Origin of the sequence: Shewanella jiangmenensis, assembly GCF_018596335.1 — a bacterium.
Taxonomy (GTDB): domain Bacteria; phylum Pseudomonadota; class Gammaproteobacteria; order Enterobacterales; family Shewanellaceae; genus Shewanella; species Shewanella jiangmenensis.
In genome coordinates this window covers 218647-235156 of sequence record NZ_JAHEPS010000006.1, presented here as the reverse complement: position 1 = coordinate 235156, position 16510 = coordinate 218647, and the positions used below count along the sequence as shown (strand labels likewise).

Here is a 16510-nt window from a genome sequence, read left to right as displayed (position 1 = left end):
CGCATGCGCATAATCTCACATCTGACCACTTGGTGAAATCTCACGCAACACGCTGTTTTTAAATTCGATTTTTAACCTTGCAAAAATCATCCTGGGTGGAAAGTGCGCATGCGCATGATTTGCGCTCGTTTTGTTTCGTTCACCATTTTTAAATCTATGAATTTTCTATAGTTATAAAAAGTGTTTCAGAAATAGTGCGCACATTTTTTGTCTTTTGAGCTGGCAAAATCGTCCACTTTAAAATAATACTGTATGTACGTACAGTTTTTGGGGCTTCCGACATGGCCTATCAAAGTCCGTTTCTGCAGGGCATTCGCGAAGAGATGCGGATGCGTGGGTACAGCATCCGAACAGAAAAGACATATCTGTATTGGATAAAGGCCTTTATCCGTTTTCACCATAAAAGGCACCCGGCAGAGATGGGACAAGCGGAGGTCGCACAGTTTCTGACCTTTATCGCCAATCAACGCAATGTGGCAATAAACACTCAAAAGACGGCGTTAAATGCGCTGGTCTACCTTTATCATAAGCACTTGCATCAGGAACTTGGCAGCCTTGGTTTTCATTACGCCAGCAAACAGCGATTCCTGCCTGTGGTACTGACCGTTGGTGAAGTAAAGCGCATCCTGAATTGTCTGGAAGGACGTAGCCGCCTGATTGTCGAAATGCTTTACGGCAGTGGCCTGCGGATCTCCGAATGTCTCAGACTCAGGATCCAGGATGTCGATCTTGAACATCTGTCCTTAACAGTGCGGGACGGTAAAGGCCGCAAAGATCGCAAAGATCGCAAAACACTACTAAGCCAACATTGTGCGACAGCATTGCAATCATACATAAACAGCGCCACAGCCCTTCAGCAGAAAGATAACTTACAAGGCCTGGGGCCATCGCTGCCCTATGCACTTGGGCGCAAATATCCCAATGCGTTCAGAAAATCCATCTGGATGTTTGTCTTCCCATCACATGCAATCTGCCATCATCCCATTACCGGGGTGTTATGTCGGCATCATCTGCATCAGAGTGTTGTGCGCAAAGCGCTGGCGGTCGCCGTTGCTAAATCAGGGGTCAATAAGCGGGTGACGTGCCATACCTTTCGCCATTCTTTTATAAAATACTTCCCTGTATTTTCCCCTTCGGGCCAGCGGAGCTGTTCAAATTCAGTCCCACTGAATTTGTGCCACTCATCTTTTGCAGGCCGGTTACGATATCCGCACTGTGCAGGAATTGCTTGGTCACAACGATGACTCTTTTCAATAAGAAAGTACGACGCAGATTTATACCCACGTACTGGGGCAACACTATGCCGGGACTGTGAGTCCGTTGGACAGATTAAGCTGATGATGAAATCGGGTGGTCCTGACTCAGGTAGGCACCAACCCTATAGCCGCAACCATATAGCGGTTCAGCAGACAATTGGCATGGCTACCGCAGGGGCGAAGTGGCGACATCGTCCGTAATTACGTGCTGTAACATCCTGTAAAGCCGCATCTTCTCAGAATCGACTCGTGTTATGCAAGTGTTATAAATCATTGTTGTTCATCATTTATCTATCAGCAGTTCACAGCAGTTTTGTCGCATCTACCCAACCCGATTGAAGCTCCTCCCTTTCCCATGGCTTGCTTAGCTCAGTCTTGCTATGGCTTGCTATGGCTTGCTATGGCTTGCTTAGTCTCGCAATGTCTCGAGGGGCACTGAAGGATAAAAAAACGCCCCTAAGGGCGTTTTAACGATTTAAAGGCTTAACTTGCGCCATGTATAGCCAGTCATCCATGCCTGACTCGCGCCGCAGCCTCAAAGGGCCTTAAAACTCAAGGGCGTTGATGATGTCGTCATCCACCAGATTGGCGAGGGTCACCTTGAGTTTGGGGGTGCGGGCCATTTCGCGTTTGATGGCGAAGTTGGCTTCTTCGTTGCGGGCCCAACTGCGACGGGCAATGCCATTATTCACATCAAACAGCAGCATGGACTTTAAGCGACGCTCGGCGGCCTCGCTGCCATCGAGCAACATACCAAAACCGCCGTTAATCACTTCGCCCCAACCTACCCCGCCGCCGTTGTGGATGGATACCCAGGTCGCGCCGCGGAAGCTGTCGCCAATCACGTTATGAATGGCCATATCGGCGGTAAAGCGGCTGCCATCATAGATGTTGGAGGTTTCCCGGAATGGCGAATCGGTACCGCTCACATCGTGATGGTCGCGGCCAAGCACCACAGGGCCAATTTCGCCGCGGTTGATGGCATCGTTAAAGGCCTTGGCGATTTCCATCCGGCCTTCGGCGTCGGCATAAAGGATGCGTGCCTGTGAGCCCACCACCAGCTTGTTTTGTTTGGCGTCTTTAATCCAGGTGATGTTGTCCTGCATCTGCTGCTGAATTTCAACAGGCGCTTTGGCCATCAGCCGCTCCAGCACCTCGGCGGCGATGGCATCGGTTTTATCAAGGTCCGCGCTGCGACCCGAGGTACACACCCAGCGGAACGGGCCAAAACCGTAGTCGAAACACATGGGGCCGAGAATGTCCTGCACGTAGGATGGGTACTTGAAGTCGATGCCGTTGTCAGCCATCACATCGCCACCGGCGCGGGAGGCTTCCAGCAAAAAGGCGTTGCCGTAATCGAAGAAGTAAGTGCCCTTGGCGGTATGGCGGTTTACAGCATCGGCGTGGCGCTTGAGGGTTTGCTGCACCTTGGCTTTAAACAGCTCAGGCTCTTCTCGGATGAGGCGATTGGACTCATCAAAGCTTACATCCACCGGATAGTAGCCGCCGGACCATGGGTTGTGAAGGGATGTTTGATCTGAGCCCAAGTGAACAAAAATTTCATGCTCGTCAAAGGCTTCCCATACGTTTACCACGTTGCCGATAAAGGCAATGGATACCACTTCTTCATTGGCCTGAGCCAGTTTTACCCGCTCAACCAGCGCAGGCATATTGTCGATAAGCTCATCCACCCAGCCCTGCTCGTGGCGCTTGGTGGCGGCCTTGGGGTTCACCTCGGCGCACACTGTGATACAGCCAGCGATGTTACCCGCCTTGGGCTGGGCACCGCTCATACCGCCAAGACCGGCGGTCAGGAAAATCTTGCCCTTGGGATTATCACCTTTTTCCAGCACCTTACGGAAACCATTCATTACCGTGATGGTAGTGCCGTGTACTATGCCCTGGGGGCCAATGTACATAAAGGAGCCGGCGGTCATCTGGCCGTATTGGGTTACACCGAGGGCATTGAAGCGCTCCCAGTCGTCGGGCTTGGAGTAGTTGGGGATCATCATGCCGTTGGTCACTACCACCCGCGGCGCATCAACGGATGATGGGAACAGCCCCATAGGGTGACCTGAGTACAGATGCAGAGTCTGATCTGCTTCCATCTCGCTTAGGTATTTCATGGTCAGGCGATACTGGGCCCAGTTTTGGAACACGGCGCCATTACCACCGTAGGTAATCAGCTCTTCGGGATGCTGGGCCACGGCTGGGTCGAGGTTGTTATCAACCATCAGCATAATGGCGGCAGCCTGCTCACATTTGGCCGGATAATCGGAAATGGCACGGGCCTTCATGGCGTACTCTGGCTTGAAGCGGTACATGTAAATACGGCCAAAGTCATTGAGTTCTTTGGCAAACTCTGCCGCCAGCTCCTGATGCCACTCGGCGGGGAAATAGCGCAGCGCGTTACGTACCGCGAGCTGCTTTTCGGCCGGGGTGAGAATGTCTTTACGCTTGGGCGCGCGGTTGGCACCGGCTGGATACGGCTTTGGCGCAGGCAGCTCGCTTGGGATCCCCTGCTGGATTTGCGCCTTAAAAGTCATGCTGTTGTCCATGATGCAAACCTCCTTATTTCACGATAAAGGCCTGGGCTTTTACCAGGGCGATGATGGCGTCGATATCGGGCTTGAGCAGTCGGTCTTCTTCAAGCTTGGCCACTTTAGCGCGAATAAGCGCATGGTTTATCTCGATAATCTCTGAGCAGCGGTTCGGGCGGCGAAAATCAATGGCCTGGGCGGCATACATCAGCTCAATGGCGAAGATTTTCTCAAGGTTGCCCAAAATTTGATTGAGCTTACGACCAGAGATACTGCCCATGGACACATGGTCTTCCTGTCCCATGGAGGTCGGCACGCTGTCGGCCGATGGCGGGAAACACAGGGATTTGTTTTCGGTGACCAATGCCGCAGTCACGTACTGGGGGATCATCATGCCGGAGTTAAGGCCACCCGAGGTGGTCAGCAGGCGCGGCAAGCCATGCAAGCCTTCGAGCAGCAAATAGCAGCGACGATCGGCGATGTTGCCAAGCTCCGCAGCGGCAATCGAGGTGTAGTCCAGCACCATGGCCAGTGGCTGACCGTGGAAACCGCCGCCGGAGATGGCTTCTTGCTCGCTTATCACAATCGGGTTGTCAGTCACCGAGTTCATCTCGATTTCGGCGAGTTCTTTCAAGTGATTGTAGGCATTACGCGACGCGCCGTGTACCTGAGGGATACAGCGCAGCGAGTATGGGTCCTGCACCCGGTCGCAATCCGCGTGGGAGGCCATGTTCTCGGAGCCCGCAAAGAAGCTGCGCATACGGGCGGCCACTTCGATGTTACCGGCAAAGGGGCGGATTTCATGCAGCTCGGCGCGAAACGGCGACTGACTGCCCTGCATACCTTCAATGCTCATGGCGCCAGCCATATCTGCTAAATCAAGCAGATAGCCCATCTTGGTCAGGGCGGTGATGGCGTGGGACAAAATAAACTGGGTGCCGTTAATCAGCGCCAGTCCTTCTTTGGCATGAAGTTCAAGGGGCGCAAGGCCGTTGGCTTTAAGCGCATCGGCCGCAGAAATGATGCTGTCACCCTGCCAGAACTCACCTTCACCAATCAGCGGCAAAAAGAGGTGCGACAGGGGCGCCAAGTCGCCTGATGCGCCCACAGAGCCCTGCTCAGGCACCACAGGAATAAGGTCGAGGGCGATAAAGGTGAGCATGCGCTCAACCACTTCGAGGCGAATACCGGAAAACCCCTGACTCAGGGCGTGCACCTTGGTGATAAGCATCAGCTTGGAGATGGACTTGGCAATCGGCTCACCTACGCCCACCGCGTGGGTGATGAGCAGGTTTTTTTGCAAAAGATGGGTTTCAGCCGGAGAGATCTGGGTGTCGCACAGGGGGCCAAAGCCGGTGTTGATGCCGTAAATGGCTTTATCCGATGCGGCCATCACATCCACGTTGTGGCGGCTTGCGTTGATTTTGGCGATGGCCTCGGGGCTCAGTACGGCCTGTAAGCTGCCATCGGCAATTGCATTTACTTTCTCAAGGGTAAGATGGTCAACACCGTAGTTAAAGCTCATCTTTGGCTCCTAACAATTTGTTTTGTCGTTGTTATGTTGCAGCAGCCCAGGCCACTGCATTCTATAACCTCAATGCTAGCTTGCCGCCCAAGTTTTATAAATGCACAATAATCGTAGCTTATTCCGATTTTATCGAACCAATACTTTGCTAAACACAGTGAGTACCCAGTGCAAATCCATGATGTCGATTTAAAACTGCTGCGAATTTTTGTTGCCATCGTTAAGTGCGGTGGTCTGTCGGCGGCCGAATCCCGTTTGAATATTGGCCGCTCCACCATCAGCAGCCACCTTTCGGATCTGGAAGTGCGCCTTGGGGTAACCCTGTGTAAGCGCGGGCGCAGCGGCTTTGAGCTGACCGAATCCGGCCGCACTACGTATCAGGCATCGCTTGAGCTGCTTTCGCAGTGCGAAGCCTTTGCTGCCACCATCGCCAGTGCCAAACAGGAACTGGCCGGACGGGCCACCATCGCCATTATCGATACCATGGTGAGCGATCCGCGCTGCCGGGTTGGCCAGGTTATCGCCAGTCTTAAGTCACGAAGCCGCCACATTCAGTTTGATATCAACGTGTGTGAGGCACGGGAAGTGGAAACTTCGGTGGTCAACGGCCGCTCTCTGGTTGGCATTGGGGTGAGTCGTCATCAGCTGCGGGGGCTTGATTACCATCCGCTTCACAGCGAAACCAACTATTTATATTGCGCCGCCACCCATCCGCTGTTTGATGCGCCGGCAGGGAAGATACAGTCGCTGCTGCCCCAGGCCGAGATAGTGACCAGCAACTATATGCGCGACAAAGAAAGCCGCAACGATGACCTCAACTATCAAAATACCGCCAGCGCCTATCATGACGAAGGCATTGCGCACCTGATTTTATCGGGCAAATTTATTGGGTATCTGCCGGAGCACTATGCCAGCCACTGGGTCGACAAGGGGCTGTTTCGCGCTATTTTGCCGCAAAAATATTCCTACCAAATCCCGCTGATGCTGATCACGTCCAAACACAATACTGCCACGCCCCTGGCTGAGGCCCTGATTGACGAAATCAAGCGCTGGCATCAAGGGGATTGAGCGGCGTTTGGTCACTTTCAGTAACTCAGCGACTCAGCAACTCAGCGACTCAGCGGCGAAATTTGGTTTCGAGAATAACCGATGAGGTGGTGCGCTCTACCCCATCGAGGTTACCAATATCATCCAGCAAATGGCTTAGCTGCTCTGTGGTTTGCGCCTGCACCACGGCAATCAGATCGTACTCACCGCTGATGGCGTAAAGCTCGCTTATCATGTGCATCTTTTTAAGCTCAACGTTGGTTTTGGTGGTGAACTTTTGCTTGACCTTAATGGCCACATGGGCCGACACCAGATTACTGGTATAGGCCTCGCCAAGCTCTACCCCATAGCCTTTGATAACGCCGGTTTGCTCGAGCCTGGCGATACGGGTCTGCACCGTGGAGCGTGACAGATCCAGTGAGCGGGCAATATCCGACACGCTGATGCGGGCGTTATTTTTCAGTAGCGCCAGCAGACGCTCGTCTTCTTTGCTTATCATGGTTTTTTTCCTGTCACTTCGTCACTGCGTCTCTGCGCCGCTGCGCAGTCGCCGGGTAAATTCGCGGTAAGCCGCCAGGCCTGGCACTCTTCCATGCCAGCAACCACTTTCGGGCACCGACCGTTATGGCTTATGGCTTTGCTTTAGAGGCCGTCATTATGGCAAATCTTAACGTCATTTTGTCACACATTACTTTCAATATGCCAATATCGCTGCTGCAAATTGCAACTTCTGCTCAATATAATACAGGGATAACTAAATAAAGGGCCTTGCGCCCGACAATAAAACAATACAAAAACAGAGGCTTTGCATGCAGATCAACAGAAGTATGTTCGACGACGTGATGGTACCCAACTACGCTCCATCAGCCATTATCCCGGTTAAAGGTTTGGGTTCCCGCATTTGGGATCAGCAAGGCCGCGAGTTTATCGATTTTGCCGGTGGCATTGCGGTTAACTGCCTAGGTCACTGTCATCCTGTGCTGGTCAATGCCCTGACTGAGCAGGCCGGCAAGCTGTGGCACCTGTCCAACACCATGACCAACGAGCCCGCGCTGATGCTGGCCAAAGCGCTGGTTGACAACACCTTTGCCGAAAAAGTCTATTTCGCCAACTCAGGCGCCGAAGCCAACGAAGCGGCGCTGAAGCTGGTTCGCCGTGTAGCGCTGAATAACCACGGCGCCCACAAGTCACAGATCATCGCCTTCAAGCAAGCCTTCCACGGCCGCACCCTGTTTACCGTGTCTGTAGGTGGCCAGGCCGCCTACTCTGATGGTTTCGGCCCCAAGCCTGCCGACATCGATCACGCTGAATACAACAACTTAGACAGCCTCAAGGCGCTGATCTCTGATCGCACCTGCGCCGTGGTACTCGAGCCGCTGCAGGGCGAAGGCGGCATCATTGCCCCAACGGCCGAATTCATCAAAGGCGTGCGTGAGCTTTGTGATAAGCACAATGCCCTCTTGGTATTCGATGAAGTACAAACCGGCGTTGGCCGTACCGGCGAGCTCTATGCCTATATGGGCCTTGGCGTAACGCCTGACGTCCTTACCACCGCCAAAGCGTTGGGTGGCGGCTTCCCCATCGGCGCCATGCTCACCACCAGCGAGCTTGCCAAGCATCTGGTCGTCGGCACCCACGGCAGCACCTATGGCGGTAACCCACTGGCCTGCGCCGTTGGCCTCGCTGCATTCAACACAGTGAACACTCCGGAAGTGCTGGACGGTGTGAAAGCCCGTGAACAGCTGTACCGCGATGGTTTGAAGGCCATCAACGACAAGTACCAGGTATTCAGTGAAGTGCGCGGCAAAGGCCTGCTCCTTGGCGCAGCGCTTAATGCCGACTACGCCGGCAAGGCCCGCGACTTTATGCTCGCGGCCGCCGATGAAGGCGTATTGGTGCTGATGGCCGGTCAAAACGTGGTGCGTTTTGCGCCATCGCTTGTTATTCCAGAGGCCGATATTCGGGAAGGCCTGGCGCGTTTCGACGCCGCCATCGCCAAATTGGTTGCCAGACTTAACGCAGGTTAAGCCGCCTTAGGCATCTGTGCAGCAGGCGATGGGGAACTACCCTGTCGCCCTCCACACATACCAAGAGAACCGAATTATGTTACTTATTCGTCCTATCCAGGGCTCGGATTTTCCGGCGCTGATGACCATGGCGCGGGAGTCCGGCGCGGGCTTTACCTCCCTGCCCCTGTGTGAGAATAAGCTCACTCAGAAGATTGTCCATTCTGAAGACAGTTTCAATGCCGATGTTCAGGCTCCGGGCGATCAGGGTTACCTGTTCGTACTGGAAGACACACTAAGCGGCGAGATCCTCGGGGTGTCCGGTATTGAGGCGTCCGTTGGCCTTGCCAACCCCCTGTACCATTTCCACAAGAGCACCATGGTGCACCAGTGTAAAGAGCTGGATATCTTCAATCCGGTGGAAGTGCTGACACTTGGCAACGACTACACAGGCGTGAGCGAGATCTGCACCCTGTTCCTGCGTGAGCCTTTTCGGGTGGGGCTTAATGGCCGCTTCCTGTCCAAGGTGCGCTTTATGTTTATGGCCGAGCATCCCAAGCGCTTCTCCAAACTGGTGATCGCCGAGATGCGTGGCGCCGCCGGTGAAGATGGCCAGCCACCGTTTTGGAGTTGGCTGCGCAAAAGCTTCCTTAACATGGAGTTCTCCAAAGCGGATTACCTGATTGGCGTTGGCAACAAGGGCTTTATCGCCGATCTCATGCCCCGTTATCCTATTTATGTTGATCTGCTGCCCGAGGCCGCCAGAGACACCATAGGCCAGGTGCATGAAAACACGGTGCCAGCACTTAAGCTGCTGGAAAACGAAGGTTTTATGCACCGTGGTTATGTGGATCTCTTTGATGCCGGCCCCACGGTGGAAGCCCAGCTCAAACAGATCAAGTCGGTACGCCAGAGCCACAGAGCCAGGGTGGTAATAAACCACGACCCGTTGCAGTGCAAAGGCACCAGTCAATTGGCGGTCAGCAACTGCGATTCAAAGGAATTCCGCGCTACCGTCAGCGATGAATGCCGCCTCGATACCGAAACACACAGCCTGATGATGAGCCCGGCCATGGCCGATCTGCTCAAGGTCACCAACGGTGACTCGGTACGCTACTTAAATCTCGACAAGGGGGCCAAATGAACTCAGCTATCGATAACATCCTGCCAGGCCAGCCAGACCAGCCAGACCACCCATGCCAGTACATTGCCGGTGAGTGGCAAGCTGGCAACGGCAAGGCCTTTGCGTCAGTTAACCCCGCCAATGGCGAGGTCATCTGGCGCGGCAAAGGCGCCGACGCCGCACAGGTTAACGCCGCCGTGGTTGCCGCAAGAGCCGCCTTTTACCAATGGTCAGATATGGCGCTGACCGAGCGCCTTGCGATTGTAGAAGCCTTCGCCGCCCAATTGACCGCGAATGCTGAAGCCATGGCACGCCTCATCGCCGAGGAAACCGGCAAAGCGCTGTGGGAGAGCCGCACCGAAGTGGCCGCCATGACAGGCAAGATTGCCATTTCCATCAAGGCCCACAATGAACGCACAGGTACAGTGGAAAACCCCATGGCCGGTGCCCGCGCCTTTATTCGTCACAAGCCTCATGGGGTAGTGGCGGTTTTTGGCCCCTATAACTTCCCGGGGCATCTGCCAAACGGCCACATAGTGCCTGCGCTTATCGCCGGTAATACCGTGCTGTTCAAGCCATCGGAGCTCACGCCCAAAGTGGCCGAATTTACCGTGAAGCTTTGGCAACAAGCCGGATTGCCCGCAGGCGTGATTAATCTTTTGCAGGGCGAAGTGGAAACCGGCAAGGCGCTGGCGGGACACCCCGGCATCGATGGCCTCTTTTTCACCGGTAGCTCAAACACCGGCCATTTACTGCATCAGCAGTATGCCGGTCAGCCGGGCAAAATTCTGGCGCTGGAAATGGGCGGCAATAACCCGCTTATCGTCAAAGATGTGGCCAATATCGATGCGGCCGTGCATGACATCATCCAGTCGGCCTTTATCTCCAGCGGTCAGCGCTGCACCTGTGCCCGCCGCCTGTTTATTAAAAACGATGCCAATGGCGATGCTATTCTTGCCAAACTGCTTGAGGCCACCGCAAAGATAAAGGTTGCCGAACCCTTCGCAGAAACCCAGCCCTTCTATGGTGCCATGATAAGTGCCAAGGCCGCGGCGGCCATGGTCAAGGCCCAGACTGATATCCAGGCGCTTGGTGGGGTATCACTGATTGAGCTGACCCAGCCTGACCCGGCATTGAGTTTTGTTACTCCGGGCATTATTGATGTCACCAAGGCGTTGCCTCTGCCCGATGAAGAACACTTCGGTCCCCTGCTCAAGGTATACCGCTATAACGACTTTGACGCGGCCATCGAGGAAGCGAATAATACCGCATTTGGCCTGTCGGCGGGGCTGCTTGCCGATAGCGAAGCAGATTATCAGCACTTTTACCGCCGCATTCGCGCAGGCATTGTCAACTGGAACAAGCCCATTACCGGCGCCTCCAGCGCCGCGCCATTCGGCGGCATCGGTGCCAGCGGTAATCACAGAGCCAGCGCCTACTACGCGGCCGATTACTGCGCCTACCCTGTCTCTTCGGTTGAAGCCAGCAGCGTCAGCCTGCCAGCTAGCCTGAGCCCGGGTCTGAGTATTTGATTTACAACACTTAACTATGTACCACCAGGATAAATAACCATGCACAACCAGATTAATGACCTCTTCTCCAACCTGTGGCAGGACTATGTGGCGGTAACCCCGTCAGCGAAGAAGATCCACGCCCTGCTCGGCTCTTCCCAGCAGGATGACGTGCAGAATGACCACATCGCGCTGCGCACGTTCAACATCGAGAAGATTAACCTGGAAAAACTCGCCGCCCACTTCCGCGTCCTTGGCTATGTGGAATGTGGCGAATACCACTTCGAAACCAAAAAGCTGTATGCCAAGCATTTTGAGCATCCCGATGCGACCCAGCCCAAAGTGTTTATCTCCGAGCTGCTTTTGGAAAAATGCTCTGCCGAACTGCAGACCATAGTGCACAAGCTGGTTGACCAGATTGATGCTGCGGCCGTAACCGCCGATAACTTCCTCTATTCAGGCCGTCACTGGGACATAGACCAGGCGACCTACGAAACCCTGCTCGAAGAAAGTGAATACGCCGCCTGGGTTTCTGTGTGGGGATTCCGTGCCAACCACTTCACTGTGTCAGTTAACGCTCTGAAAAACTTCGAGACCCTCGGTTCGGTGAACGATGCGCTCAAGGCCGCAGGCTTTGCCCTCAACACCTCAGGCGGTGAAATTAAGGGCAGCGAAGAGGTGAAGCTCAAGCAGTCATCTACCCTGGCCGATGAAGCCATGGTCGAGTTCATTGACGGCAAGCGTATGATCCCAAGCTGTTTCTACGAGTTTGCCCGCCGCTTCCCAATGGACGATGGCCGCCTGTACCCAGGCTTTGTGGCAGCGTCTGCCGACAAGATTTTTGAGAGCACCAACGCCCGCTAACCTTGGGGTTGGATAAGAAAGCCCGGCCAAATGGCCGGGCTTTTTGTTGTTTATACGCTGGCCTCTTGGCTGCGAACGCTACAGACGGTAACGCGTCAGGAATACATAAAAAAACCGTGGCGAGCCACGGTTTTTTGCTTTGGAGAGATGGTTTCTTACCAGCCTTTGACACCAGACATATCAGGCAGATGGTGCGCGATGCCCTTGTGGCAATCGATACAGGTCTTTTCACCGCTCGCCAGCGAGGTGGAGTGCATCTCGGCGGCGCGCTTGGACTGACGGGTAAAGTCCATGTAATCGAAGTTGTGGCAGTTACGGCACTCAAGCGAGTCGTTGGCCTTTAAGCGGGCCCATTCGTGCTCGGCCAGCTCACGGCGTTTTTCCTCAAACTTCTCGCGGGTGTTGATGGTGCCAAACACCTTACCCCACACTTCCTTGGATGCCTGCATCTTGCGGGCGATTTTGTCAGTCCAGTTGTGCGGCACGTGACAGTCAGGACAGGTAGCACGCACGCCGCTTCGGTTGGTGAAGTGGATGGTCGTCTTGAGTTCTTCATAGACGTTGTTTTCCATCTCGTGGCAACCGATACAGAAGGCTTCCTGGTTGGTGGCTTCGAGGGCGGTGTTGAAACCACCCCAGAAGATCACCCCGGCCACAAAGCCACCGAGGGTCAGGAACCCCAGGCTGTAATGCACACTGGGCTTTCTGAGGGTTTGCCAAATTCTTGCAAGCTTTTCCCGCATAATGACTCCTAGTGTTTGGCCTGGGTTTGTTCCGCTTTGAGCAGGTGATCAAGATCGATAAAATCGTTTTCAACCAAGATCTTGGCATCAAGCTGCGGCACGTGGCACTGGACGCAGAAGTAGCGGCGTGGCGACAGTTCGGCCAGGAAGTTGTTTTCCCTGTCCATGTAGTGGGTCACGCTCACCATCGGCGCCTGCGACTCGCCGGTACGGGTACGGGCGTGGCAGGACATACACTTGTTCACCTTCAAATCCAGCTGATAACCATCAATCTTGTGCGGAATGATGGGCGGCTGCATCGGGTAGCTGCGCGCCTGCTTGATGTCTTTGTTGAGCACCTGCTGCATCGCCGGTGGCGTTGGCTCGCTGTCAAGTGGCGCCAGACGCAGGGTGTCAATCTTGTCTTCCGGTACGGAGGCGGCATTGCCAAGCAGAGCAAAGGACATCAGCGCCAGCGCAGACAGGGTTTTAATGGTTTTCATGGTTCGTCTCCTCAGGCCTTCAGCACTTTCACCGCACATTTCTTGAAGTCGGTCTGTTTGGACAAAGGATCTGTCGCATCCAGCGTAACCTTGTTAATGAGCTGGCTGGCATCAAACCAGGGCACAAACACCAGGCCTTGAGGCGGCTTGTTACGGCCACGGGTTTCAACGCGGGTGCGGATTTCGCCACGGCGTGACACCACTTTGACCTCATCGCCACGGCGCAGACCACGGGCCTTGGCATCGTCCGGGTGCATAAAGCACACCGCATCCGGAAACGCCTTGTACAGCTCAGGCACACGCTGTGTCATAGAGCCTGAGTGCCAATGCTCGAGCACGCGGCCGGTAGAGAGCCACATATCAAACTCTTCATCCGGTGACTCGGCAGCGGGCTCATAGGGCAGCGCGAAAATCACGGCCTTGCCATCGGGCTTGCCGTAGAACTCAAAGCCTTTGCCGGGCTTGACGTACGGATCGCTGCCCTCACGGTAGCGCCACAGGGTTTCTTTGCCATCGACCACAGGCCAGCGCAGGCCGTGGGCTTCGTGGTACATGTCAAAGGGTGCCAAATCGTGGGCATGGCCGCGGCCGAAGGTGGCGTACTCTTCGAAAAGCCCTTTTTGCACGTAGAAACCAAAGTGCTCGGCTTCGTCGTTGGCATACTTGGCATCGCGGTCTGACAGCGGGAACTTGTCCACGTTGCCGTTTTTAAACAGCACCTCAAACAGGGTCTTGCCCTTGTAAGACGGGTTGGCCTCGAGCACGTCTTTTGGCCACACTTCGTCGGTGGTAAAGCGCTTGGAGAACTCCATCAGCTGCCACAAGTCAGAGCGCGACTCGCCCGGTGCTTTCACCAGCTGGTGCCAGAACTGGGTACGGCGCTCGGCGTTACCATAGGCGCCCTCTTTCTCAACCCACATGGCAGCAGGCAGGATAAGGTCGGCAGCCTGGGTGGTCACGGTTGGGTAGGCATCCGACACCACAATGAAGTTGGCTGGGTTACGGTAACCTGGCAGCGTTTCTTCCATCATGTTGGGCGCGGCCTGCATGTTGTTGTTCACCTGAACCCAGTAGCAGTTCAGATCGCCATCTTTCAGGCGGCGGTTTTGCTCAACCGCGTGGTAACCGGGCTTGGGCGGAATAATGCCGGCCGGGATTTTCCAGATACCTTCCGCCACAGCGCGGTGCTTGGGATTGGTCACCACCATGTCGGCAGGCAGACGGTGGGAGAAGGTACCCACTTCGCGCGCAGTACCGCAGGCCGATGGCTGACCGGTCAGCGAGAATGGGCTGTTACCTGGGGTAGAGATCTTGCCTGTCAGCAGGTGGATGTTGTAAATCAGGTTGTTACACCATACGCCGCGGGTATGCTGGTTAAAGCCCATGGTCCAGAACGAGGTGACCTTGGTATTGGGATCGGCATACAGTTTGGCAAGTTCCACCAGTTTGTCTTCAGACACACCGGACATCTTGGCCACTTTCTCGGCTGTGTACTCAGACACAAAGGCCTTGAAGGCATCAAAGTCAATGGGGCTTGACTCGTCGGCAGTCTTAACGTTTTTCGCCTTCTGCTGTAATGGATGGGTCGGACGCAGACCGTATCCAATGTCAGTCACACCCTGACGGAAGTTAACGTGCTTGGACACAAAGTCCTGGTTAACCATGTTGTTCTGGATGATGTAGTTGGCGATAAAGTTAAGGATGGCCAGGTCGGTTTGTGGCGTGAACACCACAGGCAAGTCGGCAAGTTCAAAGGAGCGGTGCTCGAAGGTAGACAGCACGGCAACTTTAACGTGGGGCGCGCTCAAGCGACGGTCGGTCACACGGCTCCACAGAATGGGGTGCATTTCGGCCATGTTTGAACCCCACAGCACAAAAGCGTCGGCGGCTTCCATGTCATCGTAACAGCCCATGGGCTCATCCATACCGAAGGTGCGCATAAAGCCCACTACGGCTGAAGCCATACAGTGACGGGCGTTGGGGTCGATGTTGTTGGAGCCAAAACCGGCCTTCATCAGCTTGGACGCGGCATAACCTTCCCACACGGTCCACTGGCCTGAGCCAAACATACCCACGGCGGTTGGGCCTTTTTCCTTGATGGTGGCTTTCCATTTTTCGGCCATCACATCGAAGGCTTTGTCCCAGCTGATCGGGGTAAATTCGCCGTTTTTGTCGTACTGGCCATTGGTCATACGCAGCATGGGCGTTTGCAGACGGTCTTTGGCGTACATGATTTTGGAGAGGAAGTATCCCTTGATGCAGTTAAGGCCACGGTTTACTTCGCTGTTGGCATCGCCGTGGGTGGCAACCACACGGCCGTCGCGGGTGGCGACCATCACCGAGCAGCCGGTACCACAAAATCGGCAAGGTGCCTTGTTCCAGTCGAGCTTGGTCTGCTCTGAGCTGGTGATGAGATTGCTTGCCGAAGTCGGCAATGCCAATCCGGCGACACTGGCGGCGGCCAGTGCGGCGTTGGCCTTCATAAATTCACGTCTGTTCATTTTCATTGCTCATCCTCTTCCAGCACTTCGCTCTGGTGATAGACCATGGTTGCCGACATGACTCCCGGCAAGGCGTTGATGGCTTCGATACCGGCCAACAACTGCTTTTGGGAGCTTCCTTCCAGCACCACGACCAACTTGACGTCATTGTTAACGGACAGCTCGGCGTTGGGCATTTGCAAAATCTGCCCCCTCACCTCGGCCATTTTCTCCGGTAACACCTGCACTATCAGGCTGGTAACATGAAGCTCATTGCTCATTGGATATTTCCAAGTAAGGTTATTGATTCTTTATAGGTTTTTTGAGTTAACCGGCGCCCGGTGGGCCGGTAAAGATTTGGCCAAGCCAGATGGCAAAGCCATAGGCCGACACCAGGCCTACGGCCAGCAGCGGCGCAAGAAACACGGTCAGAAAGATAAAAATCTTCAGTTCCAGGCTCTTTTGGGTGTTGTTGGGATCAGCACTCATGTGTCCTCCGATGGCATCGGGTCATGCCCGATTGGGCTGCATCATCACTTTGGGTTCAGTCAGTTACGGCAGCATTGCTTTCTGAATTGATCATACGCGCTCACTGTTAACAAACTGTATACCCCGAAATCGGTAAACAGAATGCAGCTTGATCCAGATCATCTATTTTCCGCAATTTTTATATAGATCATGATTTGCAAGCGCATTTTTCGATTATTCAGTCGTAATAAGCACATATCAGCTATTGCGGATGTTCTAAAGCTAGACGTTTTACAGGGATTTTGACTACCGTCGAATGACGGATTTTTGAAAAATATTTACAAAGGAGTAGATCGGCAGCCATTTGCGGCTGTGATTAGGATCACAGCTTGTTAAATTGCTACATCGCACGAAGCACGCGCCATCACAGCTGAAGCGCCTGCGATGTAAAAGTTCAAAACAGCG

The 16510-nt window shown here is 54.4% G+C and carries 13 protein-coding genes and 1 pseudogene; 6 read left to right on the top strand and 8 right to left on the bottom strand.

What is annotated here, in order from left to right; all coding sequences use genetic code 11:
• Positions 1 to 281 precede the first annotated feature (281 nt).
• Positions 282 to 1338 (top strand): annotated as a pseudogene (locus tag KJI95_RS19520) (integron integrase).
• Positions 1339 to 1801: 463 nt separating this feature from the next.
• On the opposite strand, the gene hutU reads toward KJI95_RS19520, so the two are convergent.
• Positions 1802 to 3814, bottom strand: a complete 2013-nt coding sequence (gene hutU, locus KJI95_RS15475; protein ID WP_214508088.1) for a urocanate hydratase — start codon at positions 3812 to 3814, stop codon at positions 1802 to 1804.
• Positions 3815 to 3827: 13 nt separating this feature from the next.
• Entirely contained in the window at positions 3828 to 5321 is a 1494-nt protein-coding gene (gene hutH, locus KJI95_RS15470) for a histidine ammonia-lyase (protein ID WP_214508087.1), read from the bottom strand.
• Between the two features lie 168 nt (positions 5322 to 5489).
• Here hutH and KJI95_RS15465 point away from each other — a divergent pair, with 168 nt between their 5' ends.
• The gene (locus KJI95_RS15465) at positions 5490 to 6389 is read left to right on the top strand and encodes a LysR family transcriptional regulator (protein ID WP_214508086.1); all 900 of its coding nucleotides are present in this window, start codon (positions 5490 to 5492) and stop codon (positions 6387 to 6389) included.
• Between the two features lie 49 nt (positions 6390 to 6438).
• Here the strand turns inward: KJI95_RS15465 and KJI95_RS15460 are convergent, their stop codons facing one another.
• Positions 6439 to 6867 (bottom strand): Lrp/AsnC family transcriptional regulator, encoded by a 429-nt coding sequence (locus KJI95_RS15460; protein ID WP_214508085.1) that lies wholly within the window; start codon positions 6865 to 6867, stop codon positions 6439 to 6441.
• A 310-nt stretch (positions 6868 to 7177) separates the two neighbouring features.
• Here KJI95_RS15460 and KJI95_RS15455 point away from each other — a divergent pair, with 310 nt between their 5' ends.
• The 4 genes from KJI95_RS15455 (at position 7178) to KJI95_RS15440 (ending at position 11872) form a co-directional block, all read left to right on the top strand.
• Positions 7178 to 8395 (top strand): aspartate aminotransferase family protein, encoded by a 1218-nt coding sequence (locus tag KJI95_RS15455; protein WP_214508084.1) that lies wholly within the window; start codon positions 7178 to 7180, stop codon positions 8393 to 8395.
• Positions 8396 to 8471: 76 nt separating this feature from the next.
• The gene (astA, locus tag KJI95_RS15450; RefSeq protein ID WP_214508083.1) at positions 8472 to 9518 is read left to right on the top strand and encodes an arginine N-succinyltransferase; all 1047 of its coding nucleotides are present in this window, start codon (positions 8472 to 8474) and stop codon (positions 9516 to 9518) included.
• Positions 9515 to 11029 carry a succinylglutamate-semialdehyde dehydrogenase gene (gene astD / locus KJI95_RS15445; RefSeq protein ID WP_214508082.1) on the top strand — a complete coding sequence of 505 codons (1515 nt, stop codon included), beginning with the start codon at positions 9515 to 9517 and terminating at the stop codon, positions 11027 to 11029. Before astA ends, astD begins: the two co-directional genes overlap by 4 nt.
• Before the next feature lie 39 nt (positions 11030 to 11068).
• Positions 11069 to 11872 carry a DUF1338 domain-containing protein gene (locus tag KJI95_RS15440; protein WP_214508081.1) on the top strand — a complete coding sequence of 268 codons (804 nt, stop codon included), beginning with the start codon at positions 11069 to 11071 and terminating at the stop codon, positions 11870 to 11872.
• 155 nt (positions 11873 to 12027) lie between these two features.
• Here the strand turns inward: KJI95_RS15440 and KJI95_RS15435 are convergent, their stop codons facing one another.
• Genes KJI95_RS15435 through KJI95_RS15415 form a run of 5 tightly spaced genes read right to left on the bottom strand, consistent with a single transcriptional unit; the run spans position 12028 to position 16066 of the window.
• Positions 12028 to 12615 carry a cytochrome c3 family protein gene (locus KJI95_RS15435; RefSeq protein WP_214508080.1) on the bottom strand — a complete coding sequence of 196 codons (588 nt, stop codon included), beginning with the start codon at positions 12613 to 12615 and terminating at the stop codon, positions 12028 to 12030.
• A gap of 8 nt (positions 12616 to 12623) precedes the next feature.
• A complete protein-coding gene (locus KJI95_RS15430; protein WP_214508079.1) occupies positions 12624 to 13097 on the bottom strand; it encodes a nitrate reductase cytochrome c-type subunit in 474 nt (157 codons plus the stop codon).
• Positions 13098 to 13108: 11 nt separating this feature from the next.
• Entirely contained in the window at positions 13109 to 15598 is a 2490-nt protein-coding gene (napA, locus tag KJI95_RS15425) for a nitrate reductase catalytic subunit NapA (RefSeq protein WP_214508109.1), read from the bottom strand.
• A gap of 2 nt (positions 15599 to 15600) precedes the next feature.
• Positions 15601 to 15858, bottom strand: a complete 258-nt coding sequence (locus KJI95_RS15420; protein ID WP_214508078.1) for a chaperone NapD — start codon at positions 15856 to 15858, stop codon at positions 15601 to 15603.
• 46 nt (positions 15859 to 15904) lie between these two features.
• Positions 15905 to 16066 (bottom strand): periplasmic nitrate reductase, NapE protein, encoded by a 162-nt coding sequence (locus tag KJI95_RS15415; RefSeq protein ID WP_214508077.1) that lies wholly within the window; start codon positions 16064 to 16066, stop codon positions 15905 to 15907.
• Positions 16067 to 16510: the final 444 nt, after the last annotated feature.

Coding starts and splice junctions, on each gene's coding strand:
- hutU (WP_214508088.1), bottom strand. CDS start 3,814: ATGGACAACAGCATGACTTTTAAGGCGCAAATCCAGCAGGGGATCCCA.
- hutH (WP_214508087.1), bottom strand. CDS start 5,321: ATGAGCTTTAACTACGGTGTTGACCATCTTACCCTTGAGAAAGTAAAT.
- KJI95_RS15460 (WP_214508085.1), bottom strand. CDS start 6,867: ATGATAAGCAAAGAAGACGAGCGTCTGCTGGCGCTACTGAAAAATAAC.
- KJI95_RS15455 (WP_214508084.1), top strand. CDS start 7,178: ATGCAGATCAACAGAAGTATGTTCGACGACGTGATGGTACCCAACTAC.
- astA (WP_214508083.1), top strand. CDS start 8,472: ATGTTACTTATTCGTCCTATCCAGGGCTCGGATTTTCCGGCGCTGATG.
- astD (WP_214508082.1), top strand. CDS start 9,515: ATGAACTCAGCTATCGATAACATCCTGCCAGGCCAGCCAGACCAGCCA.
- KJI95_RS15440 (WP_214508081.1), top strand. CDS start 11,069: ATGCACAACCAGATTAATGACCTCTTCTCCAACCTGTGGCAGGACTAT.
- KJI95_RS15435 (WP_214508080.1), bottom strand. CDS start 12,615: ATGCGGGAAAAGCTTGCAAGAATTTGGCAAACCCTCAGAAAGCCCAGT.
- KJI95_RS15430 (WP_214508079.1), bottom strand. CDS start 13,097: ATGAAAACCATTAAAACCCTGTCTGCGCTGGCGCTGATGTCCTTTGCT.
- napA (WP_214508109.1), bottom strand. CDS start 15,598: ATGAACAGACGTGAATTTATGAAGGCCAACGCCGCACTGGCCGCCGCC.
- KJI95_RS15420 (WP_214508078.1), bottom strand. CDS start 15,858: ATGAGCAATGAGCTTCATGTTACCAGCCTGATAGTGCAGGTGTTACCG.
- KJI95_RS15415 (WP_214508077.1), bottom strand. CDS start 16,066: ATGAGTGCTGATCCCAACAACACCCAAAAGAGCCTGGAACTGAAGATT.